The following is a 25281-nucleotide window of genomic DNA, read 5'->3' as shown; positions in this document are numbered from 1 at the left end:
GGGGGCGTTTAAATGTCTTACATGACTACCTCTGAAAGACAGTCAATGCTTTCGGCGGAACTTGCGACGGCGCGAACGCGCGGTCTGTTTGCACAGGCGCTCGGCAGAATATCTGCAGCCTTCGGGCTCTCGAATGCGACGGTGATGCACGCCCCCTCGCCGGAAGACCTTCTCCTGAAACCGCTGCTGATCGAGAGTTCGCTTCCTGCCGGCTATGTCAGGGATTTCGACCGCACGCATATGATGCGCGGCTGCCCTTTCGGCCTGCGGCTGCGGGAGTCGGCCGTGCCGCAGGTCTGGCACCTGAACGACGCGGTCAACGGCCAGGCCTTTCCCGCCGACCTGCGCGCCCTGATGCTGCGCCATGCCATACCCGCAGGTTTTGCCATGCCGGCGATCGCCGCCGATGGCCAGCGCCTGGTCTTCTGGTTCTGCGGCGAGCGCGCGGCCCTCAGCCAGAGCGAGGCCAACGAGCTGGCGATGATTACGCTTCACGCCCTCGATGCATACAATGGGGTCCGCCGGAATGAGGAAAGCGCCCACAACGCGCTGTCCGCACGCGAACTGGAAGTCGTGCGCTGGACCGCGCAGGGCAAGACCTCGATCGAGATCGGCCAGATCCTGACGCTGTCGGATCACACGGTGAATGCCTACATGACCAACGCGATCAAAAAACTCGATTGCGTCAACCGCACCCAGTTGGTAGCAAAAGCCATCCGATTGAAGCTGATCAGCTGAGGAATCAGAAGAGAGTCAGCACGTCGTCCCGTGACCTGGGGAAAAACGTGCCGCTGCGCTTCGAACAGCCTGTCATCGACAAGATTGCGCAATCCCGCGCCCATATCGGCATCACCGATGCGGAAATCGTCCAGATGCTCGCGGCCTATCGCCTTTTCGGCTTCTGGCGCATCGACATCGAAACGGGACATTTCTTCGCCAGCGAGGATGTCCACACGATCTTCGACCTTCCCTACAGCGACGGCCCGGTCAATCTCGCCGAGCTGATGTCGCGCATCCACGCGGAGGACCGCAGCCTGATCGCCGAAACCTTCGAGCAGGCGAGCCTTCACGGCACCGGCTTCCATTTCGTCTATCGCGTCGACAACCGGCTCGGCGGCTACAAGCTGGTGCGCAGCGTCGGCCGCTTCCGCGACGATACAAGCGGCGGCGGCATCGTCGGCGTCACCTACGAATTCGTCGAGAAACTGCGCGTCGTCGGCTTCGAAGACAACACCGCCTCCACGTGACCCCAAGAGGTCTTTACCGGTCGAGCACCGAACGGATCTCGACGAGGTTCGAACGCACCCTCAGGATGTAGAAGCCCATGGTGGCGAGATGGCTCGGCATGATCCAGCCGTCCTCGCGCCCGTTCGAGATGATGGCCGGCTGGATGCGCAGCGCCGCCTGGAACTGCCGCGTCGTGCCGCCCCAGATCGCGCCGAGATTGCGCTCCTGCACCACCTGGGAGAAATCCGCCTGCGCGGCCGTCAGGATGGCGTAATAGGCATAAAGCTGTCCGTAGGCGAACCAGAACCGGTCGTCCGCACGCGTGTCGAACCAGCCGCGATTGTGGTGTTCCGAGCGCTCTGCCAGCATATCGGAGGTGCTGCCGAGATCATTGGCGATGCGGTCGATGAACTGCATCAGATTGTCGGCGCGGCCGTCAAAAATGGCATTGCAGGCAGCAAGATCGGTGTTGAACTTGCGCAGGTCTCCGATCGCCGTGCGGTAGTAGGACGGCGTCGGCGTCTTCGGCCCGAAGGGATTGAGGCCGAAATACCAGCTGGACTCGTCGAATTGCAGATTGCCGCGCGCGCGCTGCAGATCGTTGTTGACGCCCGATGTACCGCGCACGCGCCCGAGCGTATCGACGAGTTCCGCCGAAGTCCGACGAACCGCCTGGTTGATGCCGCGCTGGAACGAAGCCTTGTTGTCGAGGAAGGGCGTGTGATCCCAGTCGATACCGAAGAGGCCCATCTTGTAGAGCAGCATGGAGGAGATCCACGCATTCTGGTTGACGTTGAAATCGGTGAGATCCGCCGTGACGTCGACGATGGCCGAGCGCTGGCAGGTCTTGGCGGCGGCAGCGCCGCTCCCCTCGGCAGCCGGCAGTTGCTGCCCGGCGGGAACCTTGCGTTCGGAAAGCCGGTATTGGTCGACGAAGGCGGTGTTGAAATTCGTCCAGACCTGCGTCTGCCAGAAGAAATAGCCGTAAAGCACGATGAAGAGCGCGACGAATGCGATGATCGGCAAGCGGATCATCCAGCTCCGGCGCTGATACCAGCCATGCGCAGCGAGGAAGGGCAAGAAGGCCCAGGCGAAAAACAGGCGGGCCCACCGGCCGATCGTCTGGCCGATCAGCCTGAAAAAACCGGCTATCCGGTCAAGCATCGTCGTCTCCTGTTAAGCGAGGCGAACACTACATCGCCGCGCGTTTTTTAAACGCGCTAAGGACACTGTAGCACTTTGAGTTGCTGCATAATTCGCAGCCCCGTTGCATCCACATATGCGCTCGATGGGCCGAGCACAACACGAGCCACTCGATTTTTGCGAATGGTCGACCCCGCGCTTCACGGCTCAGGAGCGCAGGAACGGCAGGCTGAAGCGGAAGGACCTGCGGGCCGCATCGATGAGCGGCGCGCCCGAGCTTTCCGGCAACGGCTCGGCATAGGCAGGAAATCTTCCCGCCGCTTCCAGGTCGGCGCGGCTCTTGCGCCGCTCCAAATCCTGGGCGACCAGCATGCCCTTCTCGAACAGCCTGATGGGTGCCGCGATATCGGGAAAGAGTCCCGGCTTGATCCTGCCCTTCATACCCGGCCGGTCGGTATCGACCTGCGCCTGGTAGATGAGGAGCCGCTCCTCGACATCGATCATCAGCTTGCGCAGCAGCACGTTGCAGGCGCCGATCCGGCCGTTCAGTGAATCGACGAAGGCCTGGAACAGCGTGATGAAACGCTCGCGCCGCTGGCTGTCGTCCCGCATCACGTGCTCTTCCGCGGAAATGCGCTCCGCCTCCGCCTTCAGCGCCCGCCGCTCCGCCTCCATCTGCTCCCAATGCGCCCGGTTGCCGTAGACGCCGATGCGGCCCTGCGTCGTCAGCGCCTTGGCGTTGAGCTCCTTCATCTTCAGGCGGGCGATGTCGATGGAATCGACCAGCCGGCGCCGCTGCTCGACGATCGAGACGAGGCTGTGTTCGGCCGCCTTGTGGCGTTCCATGATCGCGGCGCGCTGGCCGGCGATCAGCCTGGCGAGCGCGTCCGATTTCGTCAGGAGGTCGAGCAGCCGCTCGATGACAGGCGCCTCGCGCACGCGCTCGGTATACTTGCGCCACATCCGTTGGCGCGACGTCCAGCCGGCCATTTTCTCGCGCAGCGTCAAGCCGCGGAAACTGTCGAGATCGGCCGAAACCTCCGCCGTCATATGGTCGAGCGAAAAGACCAGCTCGGCAAGCAGCGCGTCGAGCGCGGTGCTATCGGCGATATGGGCCTGGAAGCGGGCGTTCTGCTCGAGGAAGACCTCGTCGGCCGAATGGGCTTCATCGCTGTTGAAGGCGCGGATGCAGCCTGCGCAATAGGCTCCCTCGGCCGCGATCTTTTCGGCAAGGCCGCTTGAGGCCTCGTACTGGCTGTCGAATGGCGGGGGCTTGCGCACCTGATCTCTCCAGGGAATCTCCTGCCCGGTAAGCTAGTCGCTTATCGCACCAAAGAAAACAGACGGCTTCAGGCAGGCTCGGCGATCCAGGCGCCGTTCATCTCGTCGTCCCAGTGCCTGCGGCAAAGCGAGACATATTTCTCGTTGCCGCCGACGTCGATCTGTGCGCCTTCGTGCAGCACCTTGCCCTGCGCGTCGAGCCGCACCACCATCGTCGCTTTGCGCCCGCAATGGCAGATCGTGCGCACCTCGCGCATTTCGTCGGCTATCGCCAGGAGCTCCTGCGAGGCAGGAAACAGCTTGCCCTGAAAATCGGTTCTGAGCCCGTAGACCATGACGGGGATGCCAAGCCTGTCGACGATGCGGGCGAGTTGCCAGACATGGAGAGGCGTCATGAAATGCGCCTCGTCGACGAAGATGCAGGAGATCGGCGCCCCTTCGCCGCTCAGTGCCATGACCAGTTGGAACAGATCCTCGTCCGGCTCGAAGGGAATGGCGCTCGACTCCAGCCCGATCCTGGAGCCGATGACGCCCCGGCCGGCGCGCTCGTCGAAGGCCGCGATCAGCTGGACCGTCCGCATGCCGCGCTCCTGATAATTATAGGAGGCCTGCAGCAGCATGGTCGATTTGCCGGCGTTCATCGTCGAATAGTTGAAATAGAGCTTTGCCATCGATGTCTCCTTGATCGGTTATTGAAAGCTCGCACCGGCAAAGAAAAGACCCGTAACGGCAATAATCACAGGAATCGACGCTTAAAAGCCACCGCCAGTCGCGAAAACCGGCCACCGCGAAAAATCTGCAAACGTCGCAATCGCACCCGCCGATACGACGCAAACACACTGAGGTCGCTTGTCAAACTGGGCTATTGGTGATTGGCTTGGGGACCTAAAGACTGGGAGTCTAAAATGAAAACAACAAGCACATTCAAACTCGTCACCGCAACCGCCGTCGCCGCCCTTTCCGTTGCGACCGCCGCCTTCGCCGTAGACCCTGACAGCTGCTCCACCGTCCGCTTCTCGGATGTCGGCTGGACTGACATCACCGCCACCACCGCCACCGCATCCGTGGTGCTAAAGAGCATCGGCTATGAGACCGACGTCAAGGTTCTCTCGGTGCCGGTCACCTATACCTCGCTGAAGAACAAGGATATCGACATCTTCCTCGGCAACTGGATGCCGACGCAGGAAAAGGACGTCCGTCCCTACCTCGACGACAAATCGGTCGAATCCTTTGGCCCCAACCTCGTCGGCGCCAAGTACACGCTCGCCACCAACGCCAAGGGCGCGGAACTCGGCATCAAGGACTTCAAGGACATCGCTGCCCATAAGGACGATCTCGACGGCAAGATCTATGGCATCGAGCCCGGCAATGACGGCAACCGCCTCGTCATGGACCTGATCGAAAAGAACACCTTCGGCATGAAGGACATGGAAGTCGTCGAATCCTCCGAACAGGGCATGCTCGCCCAGGTCGCCCGTGCCGAGAAGGCGGGCAAGCCCGTCGTCTTCCTCGGCTGGGAACCCCATCCGATGAACACCAACTTCAAGCTGACCTACCTCACCGGCGGCGACGACGTCTTCGGGCCTGATTTCGGCGGCGCCAAGGTCTACACCAATGTCCGCGCCGGTTATCTCAGCGAATGCCCGAATGTCGGCGCGATGCTGAAGAACCTGACGTTCTCCCTCGACATGGAGAACCAGATCATGGGCAAAATCCTCGACGACGGCAAGGAGCCGGAAGCGGCGGCGACCGAATGGCTGAAGGCCAATCCGGCCGCGCTCGAGCCCTGGCTGGCTGGCGTCAAGAGCCGCGACGGCAAGGGCGATGCGCTCGCGGCCGCCAAGACCGGTCTCGGCCTTTGATGATATGAATGGGGCGGCTTGCCGCCCCGTTTCATTTTGTCCGATTGCTGATTTTTTCTGGATAGGCGCGCCCCTTGAATTGGATCACCGACTTTAAGATTCCCATCGGCTCATGGGCCAAAGCCTTCGTGGACTGGCTGACCTCGAATGGCGCATGGTTCTTCGACCAACTCGCCTCGCTGCTGTCGCACGTCATCGACGGCCTGCTCTTCGTGTTGCAGACGCCCCACCCGCTAATCGTCATTGCCATCATCACGGCCATCGCCTTCTGGCTGCGCCGGTCGATCGCGGTCACCCTCTTCACCTGTCTTGGGCTGCTGCTGATCATGAACCAGGGCTACTGGAAGGAAACGACGGAGACGCTTGCCCTCGTGCTCGCCTCCACCTTCGTCAGCATGGTGATCGGCATTCCGCTCGGCATCGCGGCCGCCCGCCGCGCCTGGATCTATGCCGCCATGCGTCCCGCACTCGATCTGATGCAGACGATCCCGACATTCGTCTATCTGATCCCGGCGCTGATCCTGTTTGGCCTCGGCATGGTGCCGGGCCTTATCGCAACCGTCATCTTCGCGATCCCCGCCCCCATCCGGCTGACGCGCCTCGGCATCATCTCGACGCCGCCGTCGCTCGTCGAAGCGGCTGTCGCCTTCGGCGCCCGGCCGATGCAGGTGCTGCGCAAGGTCGAGCTTCCCTTCGCCGCGCCGCAGATCATGGCGGGCCTCACCCAGACCATCATGCTGTCGCTGTCGATGGTGGTTATTGCGGCTCTCGTCGGCGCCGACGGTCTCGGCGTGCCTGTGGTGCGCGCACTGAACACCGTCAATGTCGCCAAGGGCTTCGAAGCTGGTCTCTGCATCGTCATCCTGGCGATCATTCTCGACCGCATGTTCCGCACGGCGGATGAAGGAGACGGCGCATGACCGCGGTAAGCTTCAAGGATGTCAGCATCATCTTCGGCGACCGGCCGGAAACGGCCCTCGCCATGGCCGATCAGGGCAAAACGCGCGATGAGATCGGCGCCGCAACCGGCCTCGTGCTCGGCGTCGCCAATGCCTCGCTGAGCATCGAGGAAGGCGAGATCCTCGTGCTGATGGGCCTCTCCGGCTCCGGCAAGTCGACGCTGCTGCGCGCCGTCAACGGGCTTGCGCCCGTGGTGCGCGGCGACGTTTCGGTCTCGACCGTCACCGGCCCCGTCAACCCCTATAAATGCAATGCCAAGACCCTGCGCGGCCTGCGCACCCACACCGTCTCCATGGTGTTCCAGCAGTTCGCGCTCCTGCCCTGGCGCACCGTCGCCGAGAATGTCGGCTTCGGTCTCGAACTTGCCGGCATGCCGGAGGCCGAACGCAAGCAGCGCGTCGGCGAGCAGCTCGAACTCGTCAACCTGACGAAATGGGCGGACCGCAAGGTCAACGAACTATCAGGCGGCATGCAGCAGCGCGTCGGCCTTGCCCGCGCCTTTGCCACCGGCGCACCGATCCTGCTGATGGACGAACCGTTCTCGGCGCTCGATCCGCTGATCCGCACCCGCCTGCAGGACGAACTGCTGGAGTTCCAGCGGCGGCTGAAGAAGACCATTCTCTTCGTCAGCCACGATCTCGACGAGGCCTTCCGCATCGGCAACCGCATCGCCATCATGGAGGGCGGCCGCATCATTCAGTGCGGAACGCCGCATGACATCGTCAAGAATCCCGCCGACCAGTATGTCGCCGATTTCGTGCAGAACCTCAATCCGATCAACATGCTGACCGCCGCCGACGTCATGCAGCCCGGCCTCGGCCAGACGGCCGCCGGCATGAGCGTCAGCGCCACGGCCCGCGCTGCAACCCCGCTCGTCGATATCCTCGACGTGCTCGCTCGCCAGCCGGGCAGCATCGGCATCGTGGAGAACGGTGCTGTTGTCGGCACGATCACGGCCCAGGATATCGTCGCCGGTCTCACCCGCCATCGCCGAAAGGAGGACGCTTGATGTTTTTAATCCGCTTTGCCACAAAGCGGATATGAAAGATCAGCCCTCGCCCATACGCGAAACCGATGACGAGGCGCGCAAGCTCGCCCGCGTGCTTTTGCGCTCCGCCCGCTATGCCGCGATCGCCGTTCTCGACCCCGAGAGCGGCTTTCCCTTTGCCAGCCGCGTCCTGCTCGCCACCGATTTTGATGGCACGCCGGTCATTCTCGTTTCGCAGCTCTCGGCCCACACCAAGGCGCTCGCGGGCGACCCGCGCGCATCGCTGCTCACCGGCGAGCCGGGCAAGGGCGATCCGCTTGCTTACGCCCGCCTGACGACCCAATGCCTGGCAGAACCCGTCGAGAGCGGCAGCGCAATCCACGAGCGCATCCGCACGCGTTTCCTCGACCGCCATGCCAAGGCAAAACTCTATATTGATTTCCCGGATTTTCTCTTCTTCCGCCTCAACCCGGAACGGGCCAGCCTCAATGGCGGCTTCGGCCGCGCCTACCTGCTCGAGGGGCGCGATCTCGTCATCCAGTCGCCGGCGAATGAAGAGGTTGCCGCCAAAGCTGATGAAACAGTGCAAGATTTAATAGGGCGACACCCCGATATAGCGGAAACCCTCGCAACACGGTTGAAGGCGCCAGAATCGGGCTCCTGGCGCATTTGCGGTATCGATCCCGCAGGCTTCGACATGATTTCGGGTGACTTTTTGCTGCGATATGAATTCGAAACCCTGGCTGTGGATTCCGATCACATTTGTTCAAACATATCTAAAATAGCATACTCGATACCTTAAATTTAGGTATATACAATCTTCGAGCCTAATTGCTAATTTTCGCCGCCTAGTCGTATCCCGTCCGGGCGGCCTGTGCCAACACGGATGACGTACGTTTCGCATTAGGAAGATAACAATATGGAAACCTCTGATTTGGCCGACCACACAAATGTGGCGGCAGCTTTATTGTCGGCCATGGCCAACCCGAAGCGATTGCTGATCCTGTGCAGCCTTGTAAAAGGCGAAGTCGCCGTCGGCGTCCTCGCAACGCAGGTCGGCCTCAGCCAGTCGGCTCTCTCCCAGCACCTTTCGAAATTGCGCGCGCAGAAGCTGGTCAAGACCCGCCGCGATGCACAGACCATCTATTATTCCAGCACCTCCGAGCCCGTCATGAAAATCCTGGCGACGCTCGAAGACATCTACCTCGTTCAGAGCAGGAATCGATCCGCAGCCTGATGATGATAGCGCTGACATGAGCGTCGGCAGATATCGTGTCCGTAAGGGGATGTTCCCAGAGGCGCGGCAACGATATTTCAGCACCAGAACCTTAATGGCACGACCGGCAGATCCTCGCGATTTGCCGGTCGTGCCTTTTCAGGCGCGCCTGTCATCTCCAATATAGACCATCGCTTTTCCTGCCGGCGAAGGTGAAGGATCGTGAGACGCGCCTCGATCTGCCGGTCCCAGGGGGACCGTCGGGACTTTTCTCGTTGACGCGTCGACAAGCCTTGATAATTTGACCGGACAGTAAAAATATGGGCGTAGAGCCCCGGGAACGGGCCGCCAGCGGCCAGGAGAACAGCATGTCCAATCGCCTCAACGCACCGAACGATCTTCGCGCCTTCTGGATGCCGTTTACGGCAAATCGCCAGTTCAAGAAGGAGCCGCGTTTGTTCGTCGGCGCCAAGGACATGTATTACACCACCCATGACGGCCGGCAGGTGCTCGACGGCACGGCGGGCCTCTGGTGCGTCAATGCCGGCCACTGCCGCCCGAAGATCACCGAGGCGATCCGCGAGCAGGCCGGCGAGCTCGATTATGCGCCGGCCTTCCAACTCGGCCACCCCAAAGCCTTCGAACTGGCGAACCGCCTAGTCGACATCGCCCCGGAAGGCCTGAACCACGTTCTCTACACCAATTCCGGCTCCGAATCCGTCGAGACGGCGCTCAAGGTGGCGCTCGCCTATCACCGCGTGAAGGGCAATGGTTCGCGCTTCCGCCTGATCGGCCGCGAGCGCGGCTATCACGGCGTCAATTTCGGCGGTATCTCCGTCGGCGGCATCGTCACCAATCGCAAGATGTTCGGCACGCTTCTGACCGGCGTCGATCACATGCCGCACACCCACCAGCCCGGCAAGAACAACTTCACCCGCGGCGAACCCGAACATGGCGGCGATATCGCCACCGAACTGGAGCGGATCGTCACGCTGCATGACGCCTCCACCGTCGCCGCCGTGATCGTCGAGCCGGTGGCCGGCTCCACCGGCGTTTTGATCCCGCCGAAGGGCTACCTGCAGAAGCTGCGCGAGATCTGCACCAAGCACGGCATCCTGCTGATCTTCGACGAGGTCATCACCGGCTTCGGCCGTCTCGGCGCCCCCTTCGCCGCGCAATATTACGACGTCAAGCCCGACATGATCACCGCCGCCAAGGGACTGACCAACGGCGTCATCCCGATGGGCGCAGTCTTCGTCACCTCCGAGATCCATGACGCCTTCATGAACGGTCCGGAGCACATGATCGAGTTCTTCCACGGCTATACCTATTCCGGCAACCCGATCGCGTCTGCCGCCGCCCTTGCCACGCTCGACACCTATAAGGAGGAAGGCCTGCTCACCCGCGCCGCCGAACTCTCCGACTACTGGGCCGACGCGCTGCATTCGCTCAAGGACTGCCCCAATGTCATCGACATCAGGAACACCGGCCTGATCGGCGCGATCGAACTCGACCCGATCGCCGGCGAGCCGACCAAGCGCGCCTTCACCGCTTTCCTGCAGGCCTACGAAAGCGGCCTCCTGATCCGCACCACCGGCGATATCATCGCGCTTTCCCCGCCGCTGATCATCGAGAAGCAACATATCGACGAGCTTTTCGGCAAGCTCAGGACCATCCTGCAGAACAACATCTGAAGCATCTTCCGACGGCTTCCGACACCATGGCCCGCGGCGGACGAGATCCCCGCGGGCTTTTTCCTTCCGAAACCGGGAAACCTCAGCTCACGGCGGCGACGGAAAGGCACAGAGCGAATTTTTTCAGCAGCCGGCGGTCGAAATGCCCTTCATTGCCGAGCATCCATTTTAGCGCATCGTTCGCGCTCCATCGCGCCTTGTAAGGCCGCACCGAGGTCAGGGCGTCATAGACGTCGCAGATCGTCGCAATGCGCGTGTGGAGGCTCACCTTGCTGCCGGACAGCCTGCGCGGATAGCCCTTGCCGTCCATGCGCTCGTGATGATTGAGGCAGACATCGAGAACGATCTCCGACATGCCCTCCTGCCGCGACAGGAATGCGTGTCCCTTCTCCGGATGCCCCCGGATCAGCGTGATCTCATCCTGCTCCAGCCGCCCTTCCTTGTTGAGCACCTCGAGCGGAATTTCGAGCTTGCCGACGTCGTGCAGCAACCCGGCAGTGCCGAGCATCTGCACCGTCTCCTCGTCGAGAGCGAGATGGCGGCCGAAGAGGATCATCAGCGCGCTCACCGAGATGGAATGCAGAAATGTCACTTCGTCCTTTGATTTCAGGCGCGTGACGCTCAAGAAAACCGAAGGGTTCTCCTCCATCGACTTGGAGACGGAGGAAATTACCGGCGCCACATGATCGGCGCTGATCCCCTCGCCATTCCGCAGCCTGCCAAAAACCTCTTCCAGTATCTGCACGGATTTATGGACCGTCTCGAGCGCGGCCTTGATATCGATCTCGGTGTCGCGCCCCGGCAGGCCGTCGGTATCGACACCCTTGCTGGTGTTGATGACCACACTGGCTGTGCCGCATTTGCGAATTTTTGCCGCATCGGTCTCGCGTCGCAGGGAAAATCTGCGCCGGGACAAGAGAGGGTCCTGCCACAGACCCTCGATGGCTTCCACAAACATTCCGATGCGCACCTGGCTGGCGTCGATACGCTTGAGCATCCAGATCTCTATTCCCGATATGTCTATGTGATTTTTTGTAAGATTCTCTTTTTCATTGCTGCGGCATTTGGATATTGCGCGATACTACTGCCGCTGGCCAAATTAACGGTTAATGGGAAAGATAAAGACAGCCGCATGCCCTTGGCCTACCGCCCTGATGAGGGCACTCGCAGGGCCCCCCTTTTGAAAAAAGGCGAAATCCAGAAGAAAAATGACCCTCGGCTGCGATTTTCGGACCAGATCGGCCGGATTTTCCCTCTATTTTGTTATGAACTTGCGCAATCACACCAAAATTTCTAGAAATCTTGCCATGAGCCTTCCCGAGTCAAACATGGCCGGCAGGTTCGCTGATCGCACCGCTATCGATCGTCCTTGGCACGGCCCGGAAAGCCGTTGAATGATCGAAAGGCCGGCGCGGCACATCATCGTGGGTCCATGACCCCATCCAAGGAGACAGACAATGACCCTCAAGACATTGACGGCGACCCTGGTCGCGTCGCTTGCCTTTGCGCCGCTCGCCCATGCCGATATCACCATCGGCCTGATTGCTCCGCTGACCGGCCCCGTCGCCGCCTATGGCGACCAGGTAAAGAACGGCGCCCAGACCGCCGTCGACGAGATCAACAAGAAGGGCGGCATTCTCGGTGAGAAAGTCGTCCTCGAACTGGCCGACGATGCCGGCGAACCGAAGCAGGGCGTTTCCGCCGCCAACAAGGTTGTCGGCGACGGCATCCGCTTCGTCGTCGGCCCGGTAACATCGGGCGTTGCCATCCCCGTTTCGGACGTTCTGGCTGAAAACGGCGTGCTGATGGTCACCCCAACGGCCACCGCCCCCGACCTCACCAAGCGCGGCCTCACCAACGTGCTGCGCACCTGCGGTCGCGACGACCAGCAGGCCGAAGTCGCCGCCAAATACGTGCTGCAGAACTTCAGGGACAAGCGCATCGCCATCGTCAACGACAAGGGCGCTTACGGCAAGGGCCTCGCCGACGCCTTCAAGGCGACGCTGAACGCCGGCGGCGTCACCGAAGTCGTCAATGACGCGATCACGCCCGGCGACAAGGACTTCAGCGCGCTCACCACCCGCATCAAGTCCGAAAAGGTCGATATCGTCTATTTCGGCGGCTATCACCCGGAAGGCGGCCTGCTCGCCCGCCAGCTGCATGACCTCGCCGCCAACGCCATGATCATCGGCGGCGACGGCCTCTCCAACACCGAATTCTGGGCAATCGGCACGGATGCCGCAGCAGGCACGCTGTTCACCAACGCATCCGACGCCACCAAGAGCCCGGACTCCAAGACGGCTGCCGATGCGCTCACCGCCAAGAACATTCCGGCCGAGGCCTTCACGCTGAACGCCTATGCTGCCGTCGAAGTGCTGAAGGCCGGCATCGAGAAGGCAGGCAGTGCCGAGGATGCCGAAGCCGTCGCAGCCGCGCTGAAGGGCGGCATGGAAATCCCCACCGCCATCGGCAAGCTCACCTACGGCGAAACCGGCGACCTGACCTCGCAGAGCTTCTCGCTCTACAAGTGGGAAGGCGGCAAGATCGTCGCCGCCGAGTAAGCTACGACGCAAAACAGTGATCGGGCGCCCTATGGCGCCCGGTTTCGTTTGTGGGCATCGCATGTCGCGGCAGATCGGTTATAAGTTTTGGAATCGGTTGCAATGTGAGCGGTACCATGACCAGCAGACTTGAACGTCTCATCGACCAGGGTGTAGGCCGTATCCCCGCCGACATCGTGCTGAAGGGCGGCAGTTTCTTCGATCTCGTGACCGGCGATATCGTCCGCTCCGACATCGCCATCGGCGCCAACCGCATCGTCGGCACCTCCGGCGACTATGAAGGCGAGACCGAGATCAACATTTCGGGCAGAATAGTCGTTCCGGGTTTCATCGACACGCATCTGCACATCGAATCCTCGCTGGTCACGCCGCATGAATTCGACCGCTGCGTCCTGCCCTATGGCGTCACCACCGCCATCTGCGATCCGCACGAGATCGCCAATGTGCTTGGCACCGAGGGCATCGAATTCTTCCTGGAATCGGCGCTGGAGACGATTATGGACATCCGCGTCCAGCTCTCCTCCTGCGTTCCGGCGACACATCTCGAAACCGCGGGCGCCGACCTGCCGATCGAGCGTCTCCTGCCCTTCCGCGATCATCCGAAGGTCATCGGCCTTGCCGAGTTCATGAATTTCCCCGGCGTGATCCACAAGGATCCCGTCTGTATGGCGAAACTCGACGCCTTCCAGGGCGGCCATATCGACGGCCACGCGCCGCTTTTATCCGGCAACGACCTCAACGGTTACCTCGCAACGGGCATCCGGACCGAACACGAATGCACGAGTGCCGCCGAAGCGATGGAAAAGATCCGCAAGGGCATGCATATCCTCGTGCGCGAAGGCTCCGTGTCGAAGGATCTCGCCGCGCTGATCCCGATCATCACCGAGCGGCTTTCACCCTATCTCGCGCTCTGCACCGACGACCGCAATCCGCTCGATATCGCCGAACAGGGCCATCTCGACCATATGATCCGCACGGCGATCGCCAACGGCGTGGAACCTCTGGCGGTCTACCGCGCCGCCTCGATCTCGGCCGCCCGCGCCTTCGGCCTCAGGGACCGCGGTCTGGTGGCTCCGGGCTGGCGCGCCGATCTCGTGGTTCTCGACAGCCTGGAAAACTGCCGCGCCGAAATGGTCTTCGCCGCCGGCCGCCGCGTCACCGACGCTCTCTTTTCCACGCGCAAACCGGTCGCTCCGATCGGCCTCGACAGCGTCAAGGCCCGGCCGGTCAACGCTGCCCATTTCGGTGTGCCGGCCGGAGAGGGCGAAACATCGGTCATCGGCGTCATGCCGGGCAAGATCATCACCGAGCATCGCCGCTACCGCCTGCCCGTCAAAGGCAATGAGACGACCGTCGATCTTTCCAACGACATCATTAAGGTCGCCGTCATCGAGCGCCACGGCAAGAACGGCAACCACGCCAACGGCTTCGTCCAGGGCTTCGGCCTGAAGAAGGGCGCCATCGCCTCCACCGTCGGCCATGACAGCCACAATATCTGCGTCGTCGGCGTCGACGAGGACGATATGGCCCGCGCCGCAAACCGCCTCGGCGAAATCAAGGGCGGCTTCGTCGTCGTGGAGGATGGCAAGGTCACCGGCGAAATCGCCCTGCCCGTCGCCGGCCTGATGAGCCTCGAGCCCTACGAAAAGGTCCGCGACACGCTGCATCATCTGCGCAAGGCCGCCTTCGCGCTCGGCGCCACCCTGGAAGAACCCTTCCTCCAATTGGCTTTCCTGCCGCTGCCTGTTATCCCGCACCTGAAGATCTCGGACAAGGGAATGGTCGACGTCGACAAATTCGCGCTGATCGGGTGACGCAACCAATAGGGCCGCGAGATTTTCGTGAAAGCAGCTATATCAAATCTCAAACAGCGTGATGCCGCGTCGTCAGCTCAAGCCCGATCGCTTTCATGACCGCCAGCGTGGTTTCAAGCGTGGGATTTCCGTTCTCACTGAGTGCCTTGTAGAGATGTTCGCGCGCAAGGCCGGTTTCCCTCGCAATTTTGCTCATGCCCTTGGCGCGCGCAACGACGCCAAGAGCCGATGCGATGAATTTCGCATCACCAGTCTGCAGTGCTTCGGTAATAAAGGTTTCGATAGCCTCGTCGGTGTCAAGCAACTCAGCCGGATCGAAGTCGAAGATCTCTTCAGCCACTATCGTCGCTCCATTCCATGGCAATTCTCTTTGCCATTCTTATATCGGCTTCCTGCGTGCTCTTATCGCCTCCGCAGAGAAGCACGATGATGGTCTCTCCCCGCTTGCGGTAGTAGATCCGATAGCCGGGCCCATAGTGAATGCGCAGTTCACTCACCCCTTCGCCGACCGGCGCGGCATCGCCGGCATGTCCGGTCGCAAGACGCTGGAGGCGTAGGGCAATCATCGCCTTCGCCTTTCCATCCTTCAATCTCTTGTGCCACTTCTGGAAAGTGGCCGTCTGCTTCAGAATGAACATATCAATTGTAATTTAAAAAATACAAGCTGTCAAATCTATTACGTCCGCAGCGATAGCGAGACCGTCAAACCCGCGCACAAAATCCATCCAGCGCCGCAAGCTTCACCGCGCCCGCCCCAGCCACCGCCTTAAACCCCGGCATAGATAACGGTTCCCCGAACAGCATGCCCTCAGGTAGGACGAATTCCGCCGGTTTGCGCGTCAGGTTGAAAACGAAGAGCAGTTTTTCTCCGTTCTTCTCGCGGGTGAAGGCGAGCAGGTCCTGGTTGGTGCCGATGAAGGTCATCTCGCCGTCAACAAGCGCCGAATGGCGCTTCCGGAAGTCGAGCGTCCTTCGGTAGTGGTCCAGCACTGAGCCGTCGCTCCCCTCCTGCGTATCGACGGAAAGCGCTGCCTGCTCATAGGGCACCGGCAGCCAGCTCTTCTCAGCCGAGGTGAAGCCGGCATGCGCCTTGCCCGCCTCCCAGGGCATCGGCGTACGGCACCCGTCGCGACCCTTGAAAGCCGGCCAGAAGCGAATGCCGTAAGGATCGCGCAGATCCTCGAAGGCAAGCTCCGCCTCCGGCAGGCCGAGCTCTTCGCCCTGGTAGAGGCAGATCGAACCGCGCAGCGCCGCGAGCACCGAGATCGCGAGCTTGGCGATGACCGGCCGCTCCTCCTCCGTCAGCGCAAAGCGGCTGACATGGCGCATGACGTCATGATTGGAGAAAGCCCAGCAGACCCAGCCGTCGGTCACCGCCTTCTGGAAAGCCTCGACGCAGCCGCGAATATGTTCGGCGGTGAACTCCGGTCCGAGCAGGTCGAATGTGTAGCACATGTGCAGCTTGTCGCCGCCGCTCGTATAGGCGCCTACCGTCTTTAGCGAACGCGCCCCGTCGCCGACCTCGCCGACCGTCGTGCGATCCTCATACTGGTCGAGCAGCGCCCGGAAGCGCTTGAGGAAATCGACATTTTCCGGCTGCGTCTTGTCGTAGAGATGGTTCTGCATGCCGTAGGGATTGCTGTCCGGCGCGTCGAGGCCTGCGTCATCCTCGTCGGGTTCGTGCGGCGGATTGCTTCTGAGCTGCTTGTCGCAAAAATAATAATTGACCGTATCCAGCCTAAAACCATCGACGCCGCGGTCGAGCCAGAACTTCACCGTCTCCAGCACCGCATCCTGCACTTCTTCGCAATGGAAATTGAGGTCAGGCTGCGACGTCAGGAAGTTGTGCTGGTAATATTGCCGGCGCACGCCGTCCCATTCCCAGCCCGGCCCGCCGAAGATCGACAGCCAGTTGTTCGGCGCCGTGCCATCGGGCTTCGGATCGGCCCAGACATACCAGTCCGCCTTCGAATTGGTCCGGCTCGCCCGGCTCTCGACGAACCAGGGATGCCGGTCCGATGTATGAGAGATCACCTGATCGATGACGACCTTGATGCCGAGCCTGTGCGCCTCGGCCATCATCTCGTCGAAATCGGCGAGCGTCCCGAAGATCGGGTCGACATCGCAATAATCGGAAACGTCATAGCCCATGTCGGCCATCGGCGACTTGAAGAAGGGCGAGAGCCAGATGGCGTCGACGCCGAGGCTGGCGATATGCGGCAGCCGGCGGGTGATACCCTTGAGATCGCCGAGCCCGTCGCTGTTCGTGTCCTGAAACGAGCGCGGATAGACCTGATAGATCACCGCGCCGCGCCACCAGTCCGCATTCCCGCCTGCCTGCAATGCCATCGGCCACATCTCCTGCCTGTTCGTGCCCGCCACACTAAAGCGGACGAAACAAAAGACAACCAGATGAAGCCGCCATGCCCGCGCTGAAACCGCCGCGACGCTTCGTCGCGATCCGGCAAGGGGGAGACGTATATAGGCTTGTGCACAACCCAAAACCAGCCTCCGGATTTGGGGTTGCAACGCAAAAGCTTTGCGATAAGGTGCGCGCTGACCTGCACGTAAAAGGTCAAATGTCGGGAACAAATGTCTAATAAAGGCGCAAAGCCTAGAAAGGTGGACCCACCATGAACCAATTCTCGAAAAAATTTCTCGCCTCTGCAATGCTTGGCACATTGCTGGCGTTTTCCGCCCATGCGGCGACGATCAATATTCACAATGGTGGCGACCCGCAGTCGCTCGATCCGCAGAAACTGTCCGGCGACTGGGAGAATCGCATCGCCGGCGACATCTTCGAAGGCCTTGTCACCGAGGATGCCAAGGACAATCCAATTCCCGGCCAGGCTGAAAGCTGGACCATTTCGCCGGATGGCAAGGTCTACACTTTCAAGCTTCGCGACGGCATCAAGTGGTCCGATGGCCAGCCGGTAACGGCAGGAGACTTCGTCTTCGCCTTCCAGCGCCTCGTCGACCCGAAGAACGCCGCCGACTACGCCTACCTGCAGTTCACCATCAAGAACGCCGAAAAGATCAACAAGGGCGAGATCACCGATCTCAACCAGCTCGGCGTCAAGGCGATCGACGACAAGACGCTCGAAATCACCCTGGAAAATCCGACCCCCTATTTCATCAACGCTCTGATGCACTACACGGCCTATCCGCTGCCGAAGCATGTCGTCGAGGCGAAGGGCCAGGATTGGGTCAAGATCGGCAACATCGTCACCAACGGCCCCTATAAGCCGACCGAATGGGTTCCGGGCTCGCATGTGACGACAGTCAAGAACGACCAGTGGTACGGCACCAAGGACCTGAAGATCGACGGCGCCAAGTTCTTCGTCCTCGAGGATCAGGAAGCCGCACTGAAACGTTACCGTGCCGGCGAATTCGACATTCTCACCGACTTCCCGACCGACCAGTACGAGTGGATGAAGAAGAACCTGCCGGGTCAGGCGCATGTCGCCCCCTTCTCCGGCCTTTACTATTACGTCGTCAACTCACAGAAGCCGCCCTTCAGCGACAAGCGCGTCCGCCAGGCGCTGTCGATGGCGATCAACCGCGAAGTGATCGGCCCGCAGATCCTCGGCACCGGCGAATTGCCGGCCTATTCCTGGGTTCCGCCGGGCACGGCGAATTACGGCGAGCCGGCCTATGTCAGCTGGAAGGACCTGCCCTATAACGAGAAGGTCGCAGAAGCCAAAAAACTGCTCACCGAGGCCGGCTTCGGTCCCGACAAGCCGCTCCATGCGGTCCTCAGCTACAACACCAACGACAACCACAAGCGCATCGCCGTCGCCATCGCGTCCATGTGGAAGCCGCTCGGCGTCAACGTCGAGCTCGTCAACGCCGAAACCAAGGTGCATTACGACCAGATGCAGCGCGGCCAGGTGGAGATCGGCCGTGCCGGCTGGCTCGCCGATTACAACGATCCGGACAATTTCCTGAACCTGCTGGTGACAGGCGTGCAGATGAATTACGGCCGCTGGTCCAATCCTGAATATGACAAGCTGATCAAGGACGGCAACGCTCAGACGGATCTGACCAGGCGCGCCGAAATCTTCAAGAAGGCCGAGCAGTTGGCGCTTGATGAATCCGCGGCCCTGCCGATCTACTACTATGTCTCGAAGAACGTCGTCTCGCCGAAGATCGAAGGCTTCGTCGACAACATCCAGGACATCCACCGCACCCGCTGGCTGTCGATGAAAGAGTAAGGGAAAACGGTCCTTCCCGCCCCGCGCGGGAAGGACCGGCCCACGACCATGATCAAATACGCCCTCCGTCGATTGCTATCGACGATCCCCGTTCTGTGGATCGCCGTCACAGCCTGCTTTTTTGTTTTGCGCCTTGCCCCCGGCGGCCCGTTCGATGGCGAAAGGCCATTGCCGCCGGTGATCCTGAAGAACCTTGCGGTCCACTACAATCTCGATAAGCCGCTGATCCAGCAGTACCTGATCTATGTCGGCGACCTGCTGCGGGGCGATCTCGGCCCCTCCTTCGCCAGCGAGGATTTCACCGTCGCTCAGCAGATCATGATCGGCCTGCCTTATACCTTCACCATCGGCACGGCTGCCTTCCTGATTGCCATCATCGTCGGCGTGACTGTCGGCTGTCTCGGGGCGCTCTACCAGAACAAGGCGCCGGATTACATTCTCGGCACGCTCATCCTGGTCGGCGTCGTGCTGCCGAACTTCCTGATCGCGCCGATCCTGCAGCTCATCTTCGGCATTCACCTCGCCTGGTTTCCGGTCGGCGGCTGGGGTGACGGTTCGATCAAATACCTGATCCTGCCGATTGTCGTCCTGGCCCTGCCGCATGCAGGCCGCATCTCGCGCATCACCCGCGGCTCGATGATCGAGGTGATGAACCAGAACTTCATCCGCACCGCCAAGGCGAAGGGCATCGGCCCGCGCCTGACGGTGATGCGCCATGCACTGAAGCCCGCCATGATGCCCGTGGTTTCCTATCTGGGGCCGGCGGCAAGCTACCTTCTCACCGGCTCGCTGGTCGTCGAAAGCATCTTCGGATTGCCCGGCATCGGACGCTATTTCGTCAACGCAGCCCTGAACCGCGATTACGGCATGGTTCTCGGCACGGTCATCTTCTACATGGTGCTGATCGTGTTCTTGAACCTTCTCGTCGACATCGCCTATGCCTGGCTCGATCCGAAAGTGAGAAACCGATGATCCTCAACCCCGCAAAACGCGAGCTGCTCGCCCAGGAGCTTCTGGAGGCCGAAGGGTTGGCGCCCGAAGGCCGCTCTCTCACCAGGGATGCGTTGCGCCGCCTCGGGCGCAACAAGGCGGCGGTGCTGTCGATCGTCGTCCTCTCGCTCCTGATCCTCGCCGCCTTCCTCGGCCCCTGGTTCATTCCCTTCAACTACGAGGATCCCGACTGGGCCGCCTTCCGCATTCCCCCCTCGATCGAGACCGGCCATTATTTCGGTACCGACCCCAACGGCCGCGACCTTCTTGCCCGCGTTCTCTACGGCACCCGCATCTCGCTGGCCGTGGCCCTGACGGCGACGGTCGTTTCCGTCGTCATCGGCGTGCTCTATGGCGCGATATCGGGCTATATCGGCGGCAGGCTGGATGCGATCATGATGCGCTTCGTCGATATCATGTATGCGCTTCCCTATATCCTCTTCGTCATCCTCTTGATGGTGATCTTCGGCCGCAACGTCTACCTGCTCTTTGCCGCGATCGGCGCGCTGGAATGGCTGACCATGGCCCGCATCGTCCGCGGTCAGACGCTGTCGATCAAGCACCGCGAATTCATCGAGGCCGCGCGAGCCTCCGGGCAGCGGCCGTTCAAGATCATCGTCAAGCACATCATCCCGAACCTCGTCGGCCCGGTGGTGATCTTCGCAGCGCTGACCGTGCCTGAAATTATCGCCACCGAGAGCTTCCTCTCCTATCTCGGCTTCGGCGTGCAGGAACCTCTGACCTCGCTCGGCACGCTGATCGCCGAAGGAACCGACGCCATGGAAAGCATGCCGTGGCTGCTGATCTTCCCGGCCAGCTTCCTCGTGGCGCTGCTGCTCAGCCTGCTCTTCATCGGCGACGGCCTGCGCGACGCGTTCGACCCGAAGGATCGATAGAATGCCTCAGGAAAAAGACATCCTCCTTGAACTCAAGGACTACTCGATCACTTTCGCAACGCCCGACGGTGAGGTGAAAGCGGTCTCGAACATGAACCTCACCGTCCGGCGCGGCGAGCGCATCGCCATCGTCGGCGAGTCCGGCTCCGGCAAGAGCCAGACCTTCCTCGGCGTCATGGGTCTGCTTGCCAAGAACGGCAAAACGACGGGACAGGCGCTGCTCGAAGGCAAGGACGTGCTGTCGCTGAAACCGCGCGAACTCGACCAGATCCGCGGCAAGGACATGGCCATGGTCTTCCAGGACCCGATGACCGCGCTCAATCCATCGCTGAAGATTTCGAGGCAGCTGACGGAACAGCTGGAGGTTCACCGCGGCCTGACCGCGCGCGCAGCATCCGAGGCAGCCCTCGACATGCTGAAACGTGTCGGCATCCCCGACCCGACCCGGCGCTTCCACCTCTATCCGCACGAACTGTCAGGCGGCATGCGCCAGCGCATCGTCATCGCCATGGCGCTGCTCACCAAGCCGAAGCTGCTGATCGCCGACGAGCCGACGACGGCGCTCGACGTCACCATCCAGGCGCAGATCCTCGATCTTTTCAACGACCTGACGGCGGAGATGAACACAGCGCTCATCATGATCACGCATGATCTCGGCGTCGTCGCCGGCCTCGCCGACCGCGTCGCCGTCATGTATGCCGGCCGCATCGTCGAGGAAGCGCCGGTCGACGAACTCTTCGACAATCCGGCCCATCCCTATACGGCGGCGCTGCATGCCTCGATCCCGCGCCCGGACCAGGATGTCGACGATCTCGTCGTCATTCCCGGGCGCCCGCCGAACCTGCAGCACCTGCCGAAGGGCTGCAATTTCTCGCCGCGCTGTTCCCAGGTCCAGGACGATTGCATTGACCGCCCGCCCGCGCTCGAAATCCTGGCGCCGCGCCACTGCGCCGCCTGCTACCATCCGTTCCCGCGTCGCGAGGAGTTGCTGAACCATGGCTGACCGATCGCTTCTGAGGGTCGAAAACCTGACGACCCAGTTCGAACTGCCGGCGAAAGGCCTCTTCAAGCCGCCGGTCTTTCTGACAGCCGTCAACAATGTCAGCTTCGATCTCGCCGAAGGCCGCACGCTCGGCGTCGTCGGCGAATCCGGCTGCGGCAAGTCCACGCTCGGCCGTTCCATCCTGCGGCTGTTGAAATCGCAGAAGGGCCGCATCCTCTGGCAGGGCCGCAACCTTCTCGACCTCAGCGAGGAGGAAATGCGCGCCGCCCGACGCGACATGCAGATCATCTTCCAGGATCCGATCGCCTCGCTCGACCCGCGCATGACGGTCGGAGACATCATCGCCGAGCCGCTCACCGTCTTCGAGCCGAAGCTTTCGAAAGCCCAGCGGCTGGAGCGCGTCCGGGAGATCATGGCCGCCGTCGGCCTGGTGCCCGAAATGATCAACCGCTATCCGCACGAATTCTCCGGCGGCCAGGCGCAGCGCATCGGCATTGCCCGCGCCGTCATCACCAGACCAAAGCTCATCATCTGCGACGAGCCGGTTTCGGCCCTCGACGTCTCGATCCAGGGCCAGGTGATCACGCTTCTGCGCAAGCTGCGCAAAGAATTCGGCCTGACGCTGATCTTCATCAGCCATGACCTCTCGGTCGTGCGCCTGATTTCGGACGATGTGCTGGTGCTTTACCTTGGCAGGGTGGTGGAAGCCGGCGACTGTGCCACCGTCTTCGATCATCCGGCCCACCCCTATACGCAGGCGCTCTTTTCCGCGGCACCGATCCCGGATCCGAAGCTCGCGCGCCTGCGCACCCGCATCCGCCTGCAAGGCGATCCGCCCTCGCCGCTCAACCCGCCGAAGGGCTGCGTCTTCTCCCCCCGCTGCTGGAAGGCGACCGATATCTGTCGCACGGAAATGCCTGCGATCGAGGAAGTTCGCCCCGGCCAGAAAGCGGCCTGCTATCATATGGACAGGCCCTGAATGGCGCGATGGTCGAGTGCCGCAGCCTTCGGATTGATGACAAATCTCACCCCAAAACGTCATCCTCGGCCTTGTGCCGCGATTGTCCGGTTTATGCTGATAACCGCCCCTCACTCTAACCCTCTTCCCGTTTTTGACGGGGAGAGGGGACGTGGCCTGCGAAACGCTGGCGAGGGACGGAAAGGCTGCTGCGTATCCCCTTCGCCCAGTTTACGGGGGTCCGAAGGACGGGTCGAGACCCGTGGCTCGACCCCGGCCGGTGGCGGCAGCCGGATGAGGGGCGCCCTCGCCGATCTCCGAGGCCGGGATGTCGCGTAGGTATTGAGCTCCCGTTCACGTCCCGACCAGCGAAATTGGAATATTACGCCCTCCATTTTGGGGTGAACTATTCCGAAAACAGCCTTATCTCGGAATCTATAGTCTCCGATAACGAAGATTTAGATGCGGATATGCTACCCCTGTCTCTGCCCGATCATGGGCGAGGGGAACGCATATATGAAATCGAAAGTCTCTGGATTGATCGCGCTTGCCGCCGCGGTCATCGCAGCTTCTGCTGTGCCGTCGCGTGCCGAGGATCTGAAATTCCAGCTCACCAACGGGACTGGTTCCATCCTGACGCGCTTCTACAGCTCGCCCACCGGCGTCAACAGCTGGGAAGAAGATGTCTTCGGCGAGAACGTCCTCAATCCGGGCGAGACCGTCAACATCACCATCGCCGATGGCCGCACCGTCTGCAAATACGACATGCGCTTCGAATTCGATGAAAACTCGGACCTCGACACGACCGAAGATACGCAGGACCTCTGCGAGCTTGGCAGCTACACCATCCACGAATAAGCAGCCTTCACCGATATGCCCGTCTTCGCTTGGCCGAAGGCGGGCTTTTCATTCCCGATCGCATCGGCGCTCGCAACATCGGCGCTTGTCACTCCGCCCGGCTCCGCGTATCAGCGGATGAAGCGTCAATTCAAAGCGATAGAGCGCCCTGTTGGTCAGCAGCGCTCCGATGCCGGGAGGATCAGGTGAGCGCAAGACGGTTTCTGTCGATCGGTGAATGCATGGTGGAACTCTCGCAGGCAGGCGATGGCCTGCTGCGCAAAGGTTTCGCCGGCGATACGTTCAACACCGCCTGGTATGCCCGCGCTTGCCTCGGCCCCAATTGGTCGGTCGATTATTTTACGGCGCTCGGCGACGATGCCATGTCGGACGAGATGGCGGCCTTCATCGACAAGGCAGGCATCGGCACCAGCCTCATCCGTCGCCTCAAGGGCAAAACACCCGGCCTTTACATGATCAGCCTGAAGAACGGCGAGCGCTCCTTCAGCTACTGGCGGGACAGTTCGGCCGCCCGCAGCCTGGCCGCCGATCCCGACCGGCTGCGCGAGGCGGTGGAGAGCGCCGATCTGGTCTATTTCTCCGGCATCACCCTTGCCATCCTGCCGCAAGAGGACGCCACGACGCTGCTCGCCGAAATTCGCCGCGCCAAGGCCGCCGGCAAGCTGGTCGTCTTCGACCCGAACATCCGTCCCCGCCTCTGGTCGAGCTACGATGTGATGCACGCGACGATCAGCGAGGGCGCCCGCTCCTCCGTGATCGTCATGCCGAGCTTCGACGACGAGGCCGCCCATTTCGGCGACGATTCCATCGAGGCTACGGTCAATCGCTATCGCACGCTCGGCGCCGTCCATGTCGTGGTCAAGAACGGTGCTGATGGCGTCAGGTTGAATTTCGCCGGGCAGGATAGCTTCGTTCCGGCCGAAAAAGTCGAGACGGTGGTCGATACGACAAGTGCCGGCGACAGTTTCAACGGCGCCTTCCTGGCATCCTATCTGGAAACAGGCGATGCAACCGCCGCCGCCCATTTCGCTGCAGGCGTTGCAGCCCGCGTGGTCAGTGAACACGGCGCGTTGGTGGCAAAGGAAAAGCTTGGCTTGAAGGGCGGCTAAGCCCGCGCACGACGCCAGTATACGAACGCCATTGCGGGGGCGTTCCCGGCTTGTCGGCATTGTCGTCCAGGCAAGGGGGATAAGACGTCAGGACTTGGTCGGCCGATCCGGCTCGCGAACCGCCTCGTCATGATACCAGCAGCTGTCGAGCGCCGCATCGCAGATATCGGCTGCTTCACGCTCCATCAGCCGGGCACGTTCGAACCGGCTGGGAACCCGCGTCGGCTTGACGGGGAACTGGTAGATCGTTGCGGATTCGCGATGGAAACCGGTGGGCATGAAATCGCCTCCATTTCAATTCGGCGCATCAACATCAGGGCTGCGACCATAGCATGATGCACATAGTTTATGCAAGTTGCACAAATTATATGCATACGTATATGATGATTGATCAATATGCTGTCTCTGCCGAGAGCGTCCGCCTAATTGTTCAACACTTCATCACTTCGGGCTAACGCTGAAATTTTCATCTGGTTCCAAGACGGAAAATCGGTTTTCTCCCGGAGG

The 25281-nt window shown here is 61.4% G+C and carries 25 protein-coding genes; 17 read left to right on the top strand and 8 right to left on the bottom strand.

Translation table 11 applies throughout. From position 1 onward, the window contains the following. The first annotated feature begins 12 nt into the window (after positions 1-12). A complete protein-coding gene (locus tag ATY76_RS01635) occupies positions 13-738 on the top strand; it encodes a helix-turn-helix transcriptional regulator (RefSeq protein ID WP_088673030.1) in 726 nt (241 codons plus the stop codon). Positions 739-785: 47 nt separating this feature from the next. Beyond that, a complete protein-coding gene (locus tag ATY76_RS01630; RefSeq protein ID WP_088673029.1) occupies positions 786-1247 on the top strand; it encodes a PAS domain-containing protein in 462 nt (153 codons plus the stop codon). Positions 1248-1260: 13 nt separating this feature from the next. On the opposite strand, the gene ATY76_RS01625 is transcribed toward ATY76_RS01630, so the two are convergent. The 3 genes from ATY76_RS01625 to ATY76_RS01615 form a co-directional block, all read right to left on the bottom strand. Continuing rightward, positions 1261-2391 carry a DUF2333 family protein gene (locus ATY76_RS01625; protein WP_088673028.1) on the bottom strand — a complete coding sequence of 377 codons (1131 nt, stop codon included), beginning with the start codon at positions 2389-2391 and terminating at the stop codon, positions 1261-1263. 186 nt (positions 2392-2577) lie between these two features. After that, entirely contained in the window at positions 2578-3651 is a 1074-nt protein-coding gene (locus ATY76_RS01620) for a hypothetical protein (RefSeq protein ID WP_088673027.1), read from the bottom strand. A 68-nt stretch (positions 3652-3719) separates the two neighbouring features. After that, a complete protein-coding gene (locus tag ATY76_RS01615; RefSeq protein WP_088673026.1) occupies positions 3720-4322 on the bottom strand; it encodes a thymidine kinase in 603 nt (200 codons plus the stop codon). Positions 4323-4556: 234 nt separating this feature from the next. Between ATY76_RS01615 and ATY76_RS01610 the strand changes: the two genes are divergently transcribed. The 6 genes from ATY76_RS01610 (at position 4557) to ATY76_RS01585 (ending at position 10371) form a co-directional block, all read left to right on the top strand. Further along, positions 4557-5513: a choline ABC transporter substrate-binding protein gene (locus tag ATY76_RS01610; RefSeq protein WP_088673025.1), complete on the top strand. Its 957-nt coding sequence runs from the start codon at positions 4557-4559 to the stop codon at positions 5511-5513. 74 nt (positions 5514-5587) lie between these two features. Then, positions 5588-6433, top strand: a complete 846-nt coding sequence (choW, locus tag ATY76_RS01605) for a choline ABC transporter permease subunit (RefSeq protein WP_088673024.1) — start codon at positions 5588-5590, stop codon at positions 6431-6433. Further along, entirely contained in the window at positions 6430-7482 is a 1053-nt protein-coding gene (choV, locus tag ATY76_RS01600) for a choline ABC transporter ATP-binding protein (protein ID WP_088673023.1), read from the top strand. The genes choW and choV overlap by 4 nt, the downstream gene beginning before the upstream one ends. Before the next feature lie 31 nt (positions 7483-7513). Continuing rightward, on the top strand, positions 7514-8263 hold the full coding sequence (locus ATY76_RS01595; RefSeq protein WP_088673022.1) for a pyridoxamine 5'-phosphate oxidase family protein: 750 nt from the start codon (positions 7514-7516) through the stop codon (positions 8261-8263). A 117-nt stretch (positions 8264-8380) separates the two neighbouring features. Further along, positions 8381-8698: a metalloregulator ArsR/SmtB family transcription factor gene (locus ATY76_RS01590; protein ID WP_088673021.1), complete on the top strand. Its 318-nt coding sequence runs from the start codon at positions 8381-8383 to the stop codon at positions 8696-8698. Between the two features lie 347 nt (positions 8699-9045). Continuing rightward, the gene (locus ATY76_RS01585) at positions 9046-10371 is read left to right on the top strand and encodes an aspartate aminotransferase family protein (RefSeq protein ID WP_088673020.1); all 1326 of its coding nucleotides are present in this window, start codon (positions 9046-9048) and stop codon (positions 10369-10371) included. Positions 10372-10453: 82 nt separating this feature from the next. Here ATY76_RS01585 and ATY76_RS01580 read toward each other — a convergent pair whose 3' ends face one another. Then, the gene (locus ATY76_RS01580; RefSeq protein WP_088673019.1) at positions 10454-11368 is read right to left on the bottom strand and encodes an HD-GYP domain-containing protein; all 915 of its coding nucleotides are present in this window, start codon (positions 11366-11368) and stop codon (positions 10454-10456) included. Positions 11369-11828: 460 nt separating this feature from the next. On the opposite strand from ATY76_RS01580, the gene ATY76_RS01575 reads away from it, so the two are divergent. After that, a complete protein-coding gene (locus ATY76_RS01575) occupies positions 11829-12932 on the top strand; it encodes a branched-chain amino acid ABC transporter substrate-binding protein (protein WP_088673018.1) in 1104 nt (367 codons plus the stop codon). Positions 12933-13048: 116 nt separating this feature from the next. Further along, positions 13049-14746, top strand: coding sequence for an adenine deaminase (gene ade, locus ATY76_RS01570; RefSeq protein WP_088673017.1), 1698 nt, complete (start codon positions 13049-13051; stop codon positions 14744-14746). A 49-nt stretch (positions 14747-14795) separates the two neighbouring features. Here the strand turns inward: ade and ATY76_RS01565 are convergent, their stop codons facing one another. The 3 genes from ATY76_RS01565 to ATY76_RS01555 all read right to left on the bottom strand — a co-directional run bounded on the left by ATY76_RS01565 (position 14796) and on the right by ATY76_RS01555 (position 17095). Beyond that, the gene (locus tag ATY76_RS01565) at positions 14796-15086 is read right to left on the bottom strand and encodes an addiction module antidote protein (protein WP_088673016.1); all 291 of its coding nucleotides are present in this window, start codon (positions 15084-15086) and stop codon (positions 14796-14798) included. After that, on the bottom strand, positions 15079-15384 hold the full coding sequence (locus ATY76_RS01560) for a type II toxin-antitoxin system RelE/ParE family toxin (RefSeq protein WP_088673015.1): 306 nt from the start codon (positions 15382-15384) through the stop codon (positions 15079-15081). The genes ATY76_RS01565 and ATY76_RS01560 overlap by 8 nt, the downstream gene beginning before the upstream one ends. Before the next feature lie 64 nt (positions 15385-15448). Next, positions 15449-17095, bottom strand: coding sequence for an alpha-glucosidase family protein (locus tag ATY76_RS01555; protein ID WP_088673014.1), 1647 nt, complete (start codon positions 17093-17095; stop codon positions 15449-15451). Positions 17096-17379: 284 nt separating this feature from the next. Between ATY76_RS01555 and ATY76_RS01550 the strand changes: the two genes are divergently transcribed. From ATY76_RS01550 to ATY76_RS01520, 7 genes are all read left to right on the top strand, one after another. Then, complete coding sequence (locus ATY76_RS01550) at positions 17380-18960, top strand: peptide ABC transporter substrate-binding protein (protein WP_088673013.1); 1581 nt, start codon at positions 17380-17382, stop codon at positions 18958-18960. Positions 18961-19008: 48 nt separating this feature from the next. Further along, positions 19009-19932 (top strand): ABC transporter permease subunit, encoded by a 924-nt coding sequence (locus ATY76_RS01545; protein WP_088673012.1) that lies wholly within the window; start codon positions 19009-19011, stop codon positions 19930-19932. After that, positions 19929-20846, top strand: coding sequence for an ABC transporter permease subunit (locus tag ATY76_RS01540; RefSeq protein WP_088673011.1), 918 nt, complete (start codon positions 19929-19931; stop codon positions 20844-20846). Before ATY76_RS01545 ends, ATY76_RS01540 begins: the two co-directional genes overlap by 4 nt. A gap of 1 nt (position 20847) precedes the next feature. After that, on the top strand, positions 20848-21849 hold the full coding sequence (locus ATY76_RS01535; RefSeq protein WP_088673010.1) for an ABC transporter ATP-binding protein: 1002 nt from the start codon (positions 20848-20850) through the stop codon (positions 21847-21849). Next, entirely contained in the window at positions 21842-22828 is a 987-nt protein-coding gene (locus tag ATY76_RS01530; protein WP_088673009.1) for an oligopeptide/dipeptide ABC transporter ATP-binding protein, read from the top strand. Before ATY76_RS01535 ends, ATY76_RS01530 begins: the two co-directional genes overlap by 8 nt. 495 nt (positions 22829-23323) lie before the next feature. Further along, the gene (locus ATY76_RS01525; RefSeq protein WP_088673008.1) at positions 23324-23665 is read left to right on the top strand and encodes a hypothetical protein; all 342 of its coding nucleotides are present in this window, start codon (positions 23324-23326) and stop codon (positions 23663-23665) included. A 185-nt stretch (positions 23666-23850) separates the two neighbouring features. After that, entirely contained in the window at positions 23851-24774 is a 924-nt protein-coding gene (locus ATY76_RS01520) for a sugar kinase (protein ID WP_280950918.1), read from the top strand. A gap of 87 nt (positions 24775-24861) precedes the next feature. On the opposite strand, the gene gstI is transcribed toward ATY76_RS01520, so the two are convergent. Continuing rightward, positions 24862-25053 (bottom strand): glutamine synthetase translation inhibitor GstI, encoded by a 192-nt coding sequence (gene gstI, locus ATY76_RS01515; RefSeq protein WP_088673007.1) that lies wholly within the window; start codon positions 25051-25053, stop codon positions 24862-24864. Positions 25054-25281: the final 228 nt, after the last annotated feature.

Origin of the sequence: Rhizobium sp. R339 (genome assembly GCF_002211395.1) — a bacterium.
Lineage (GTDB): Bacteria > Pseudomonadota > Alphaproteobacteria > Rhizobiales > Rhizobiaceae > Rhizobium.
The sequence above is the reverse complement of the archived record's forward strand: the minus strand, read 5'-3'. Positions and strand labels throughout refer to the sequence as shown.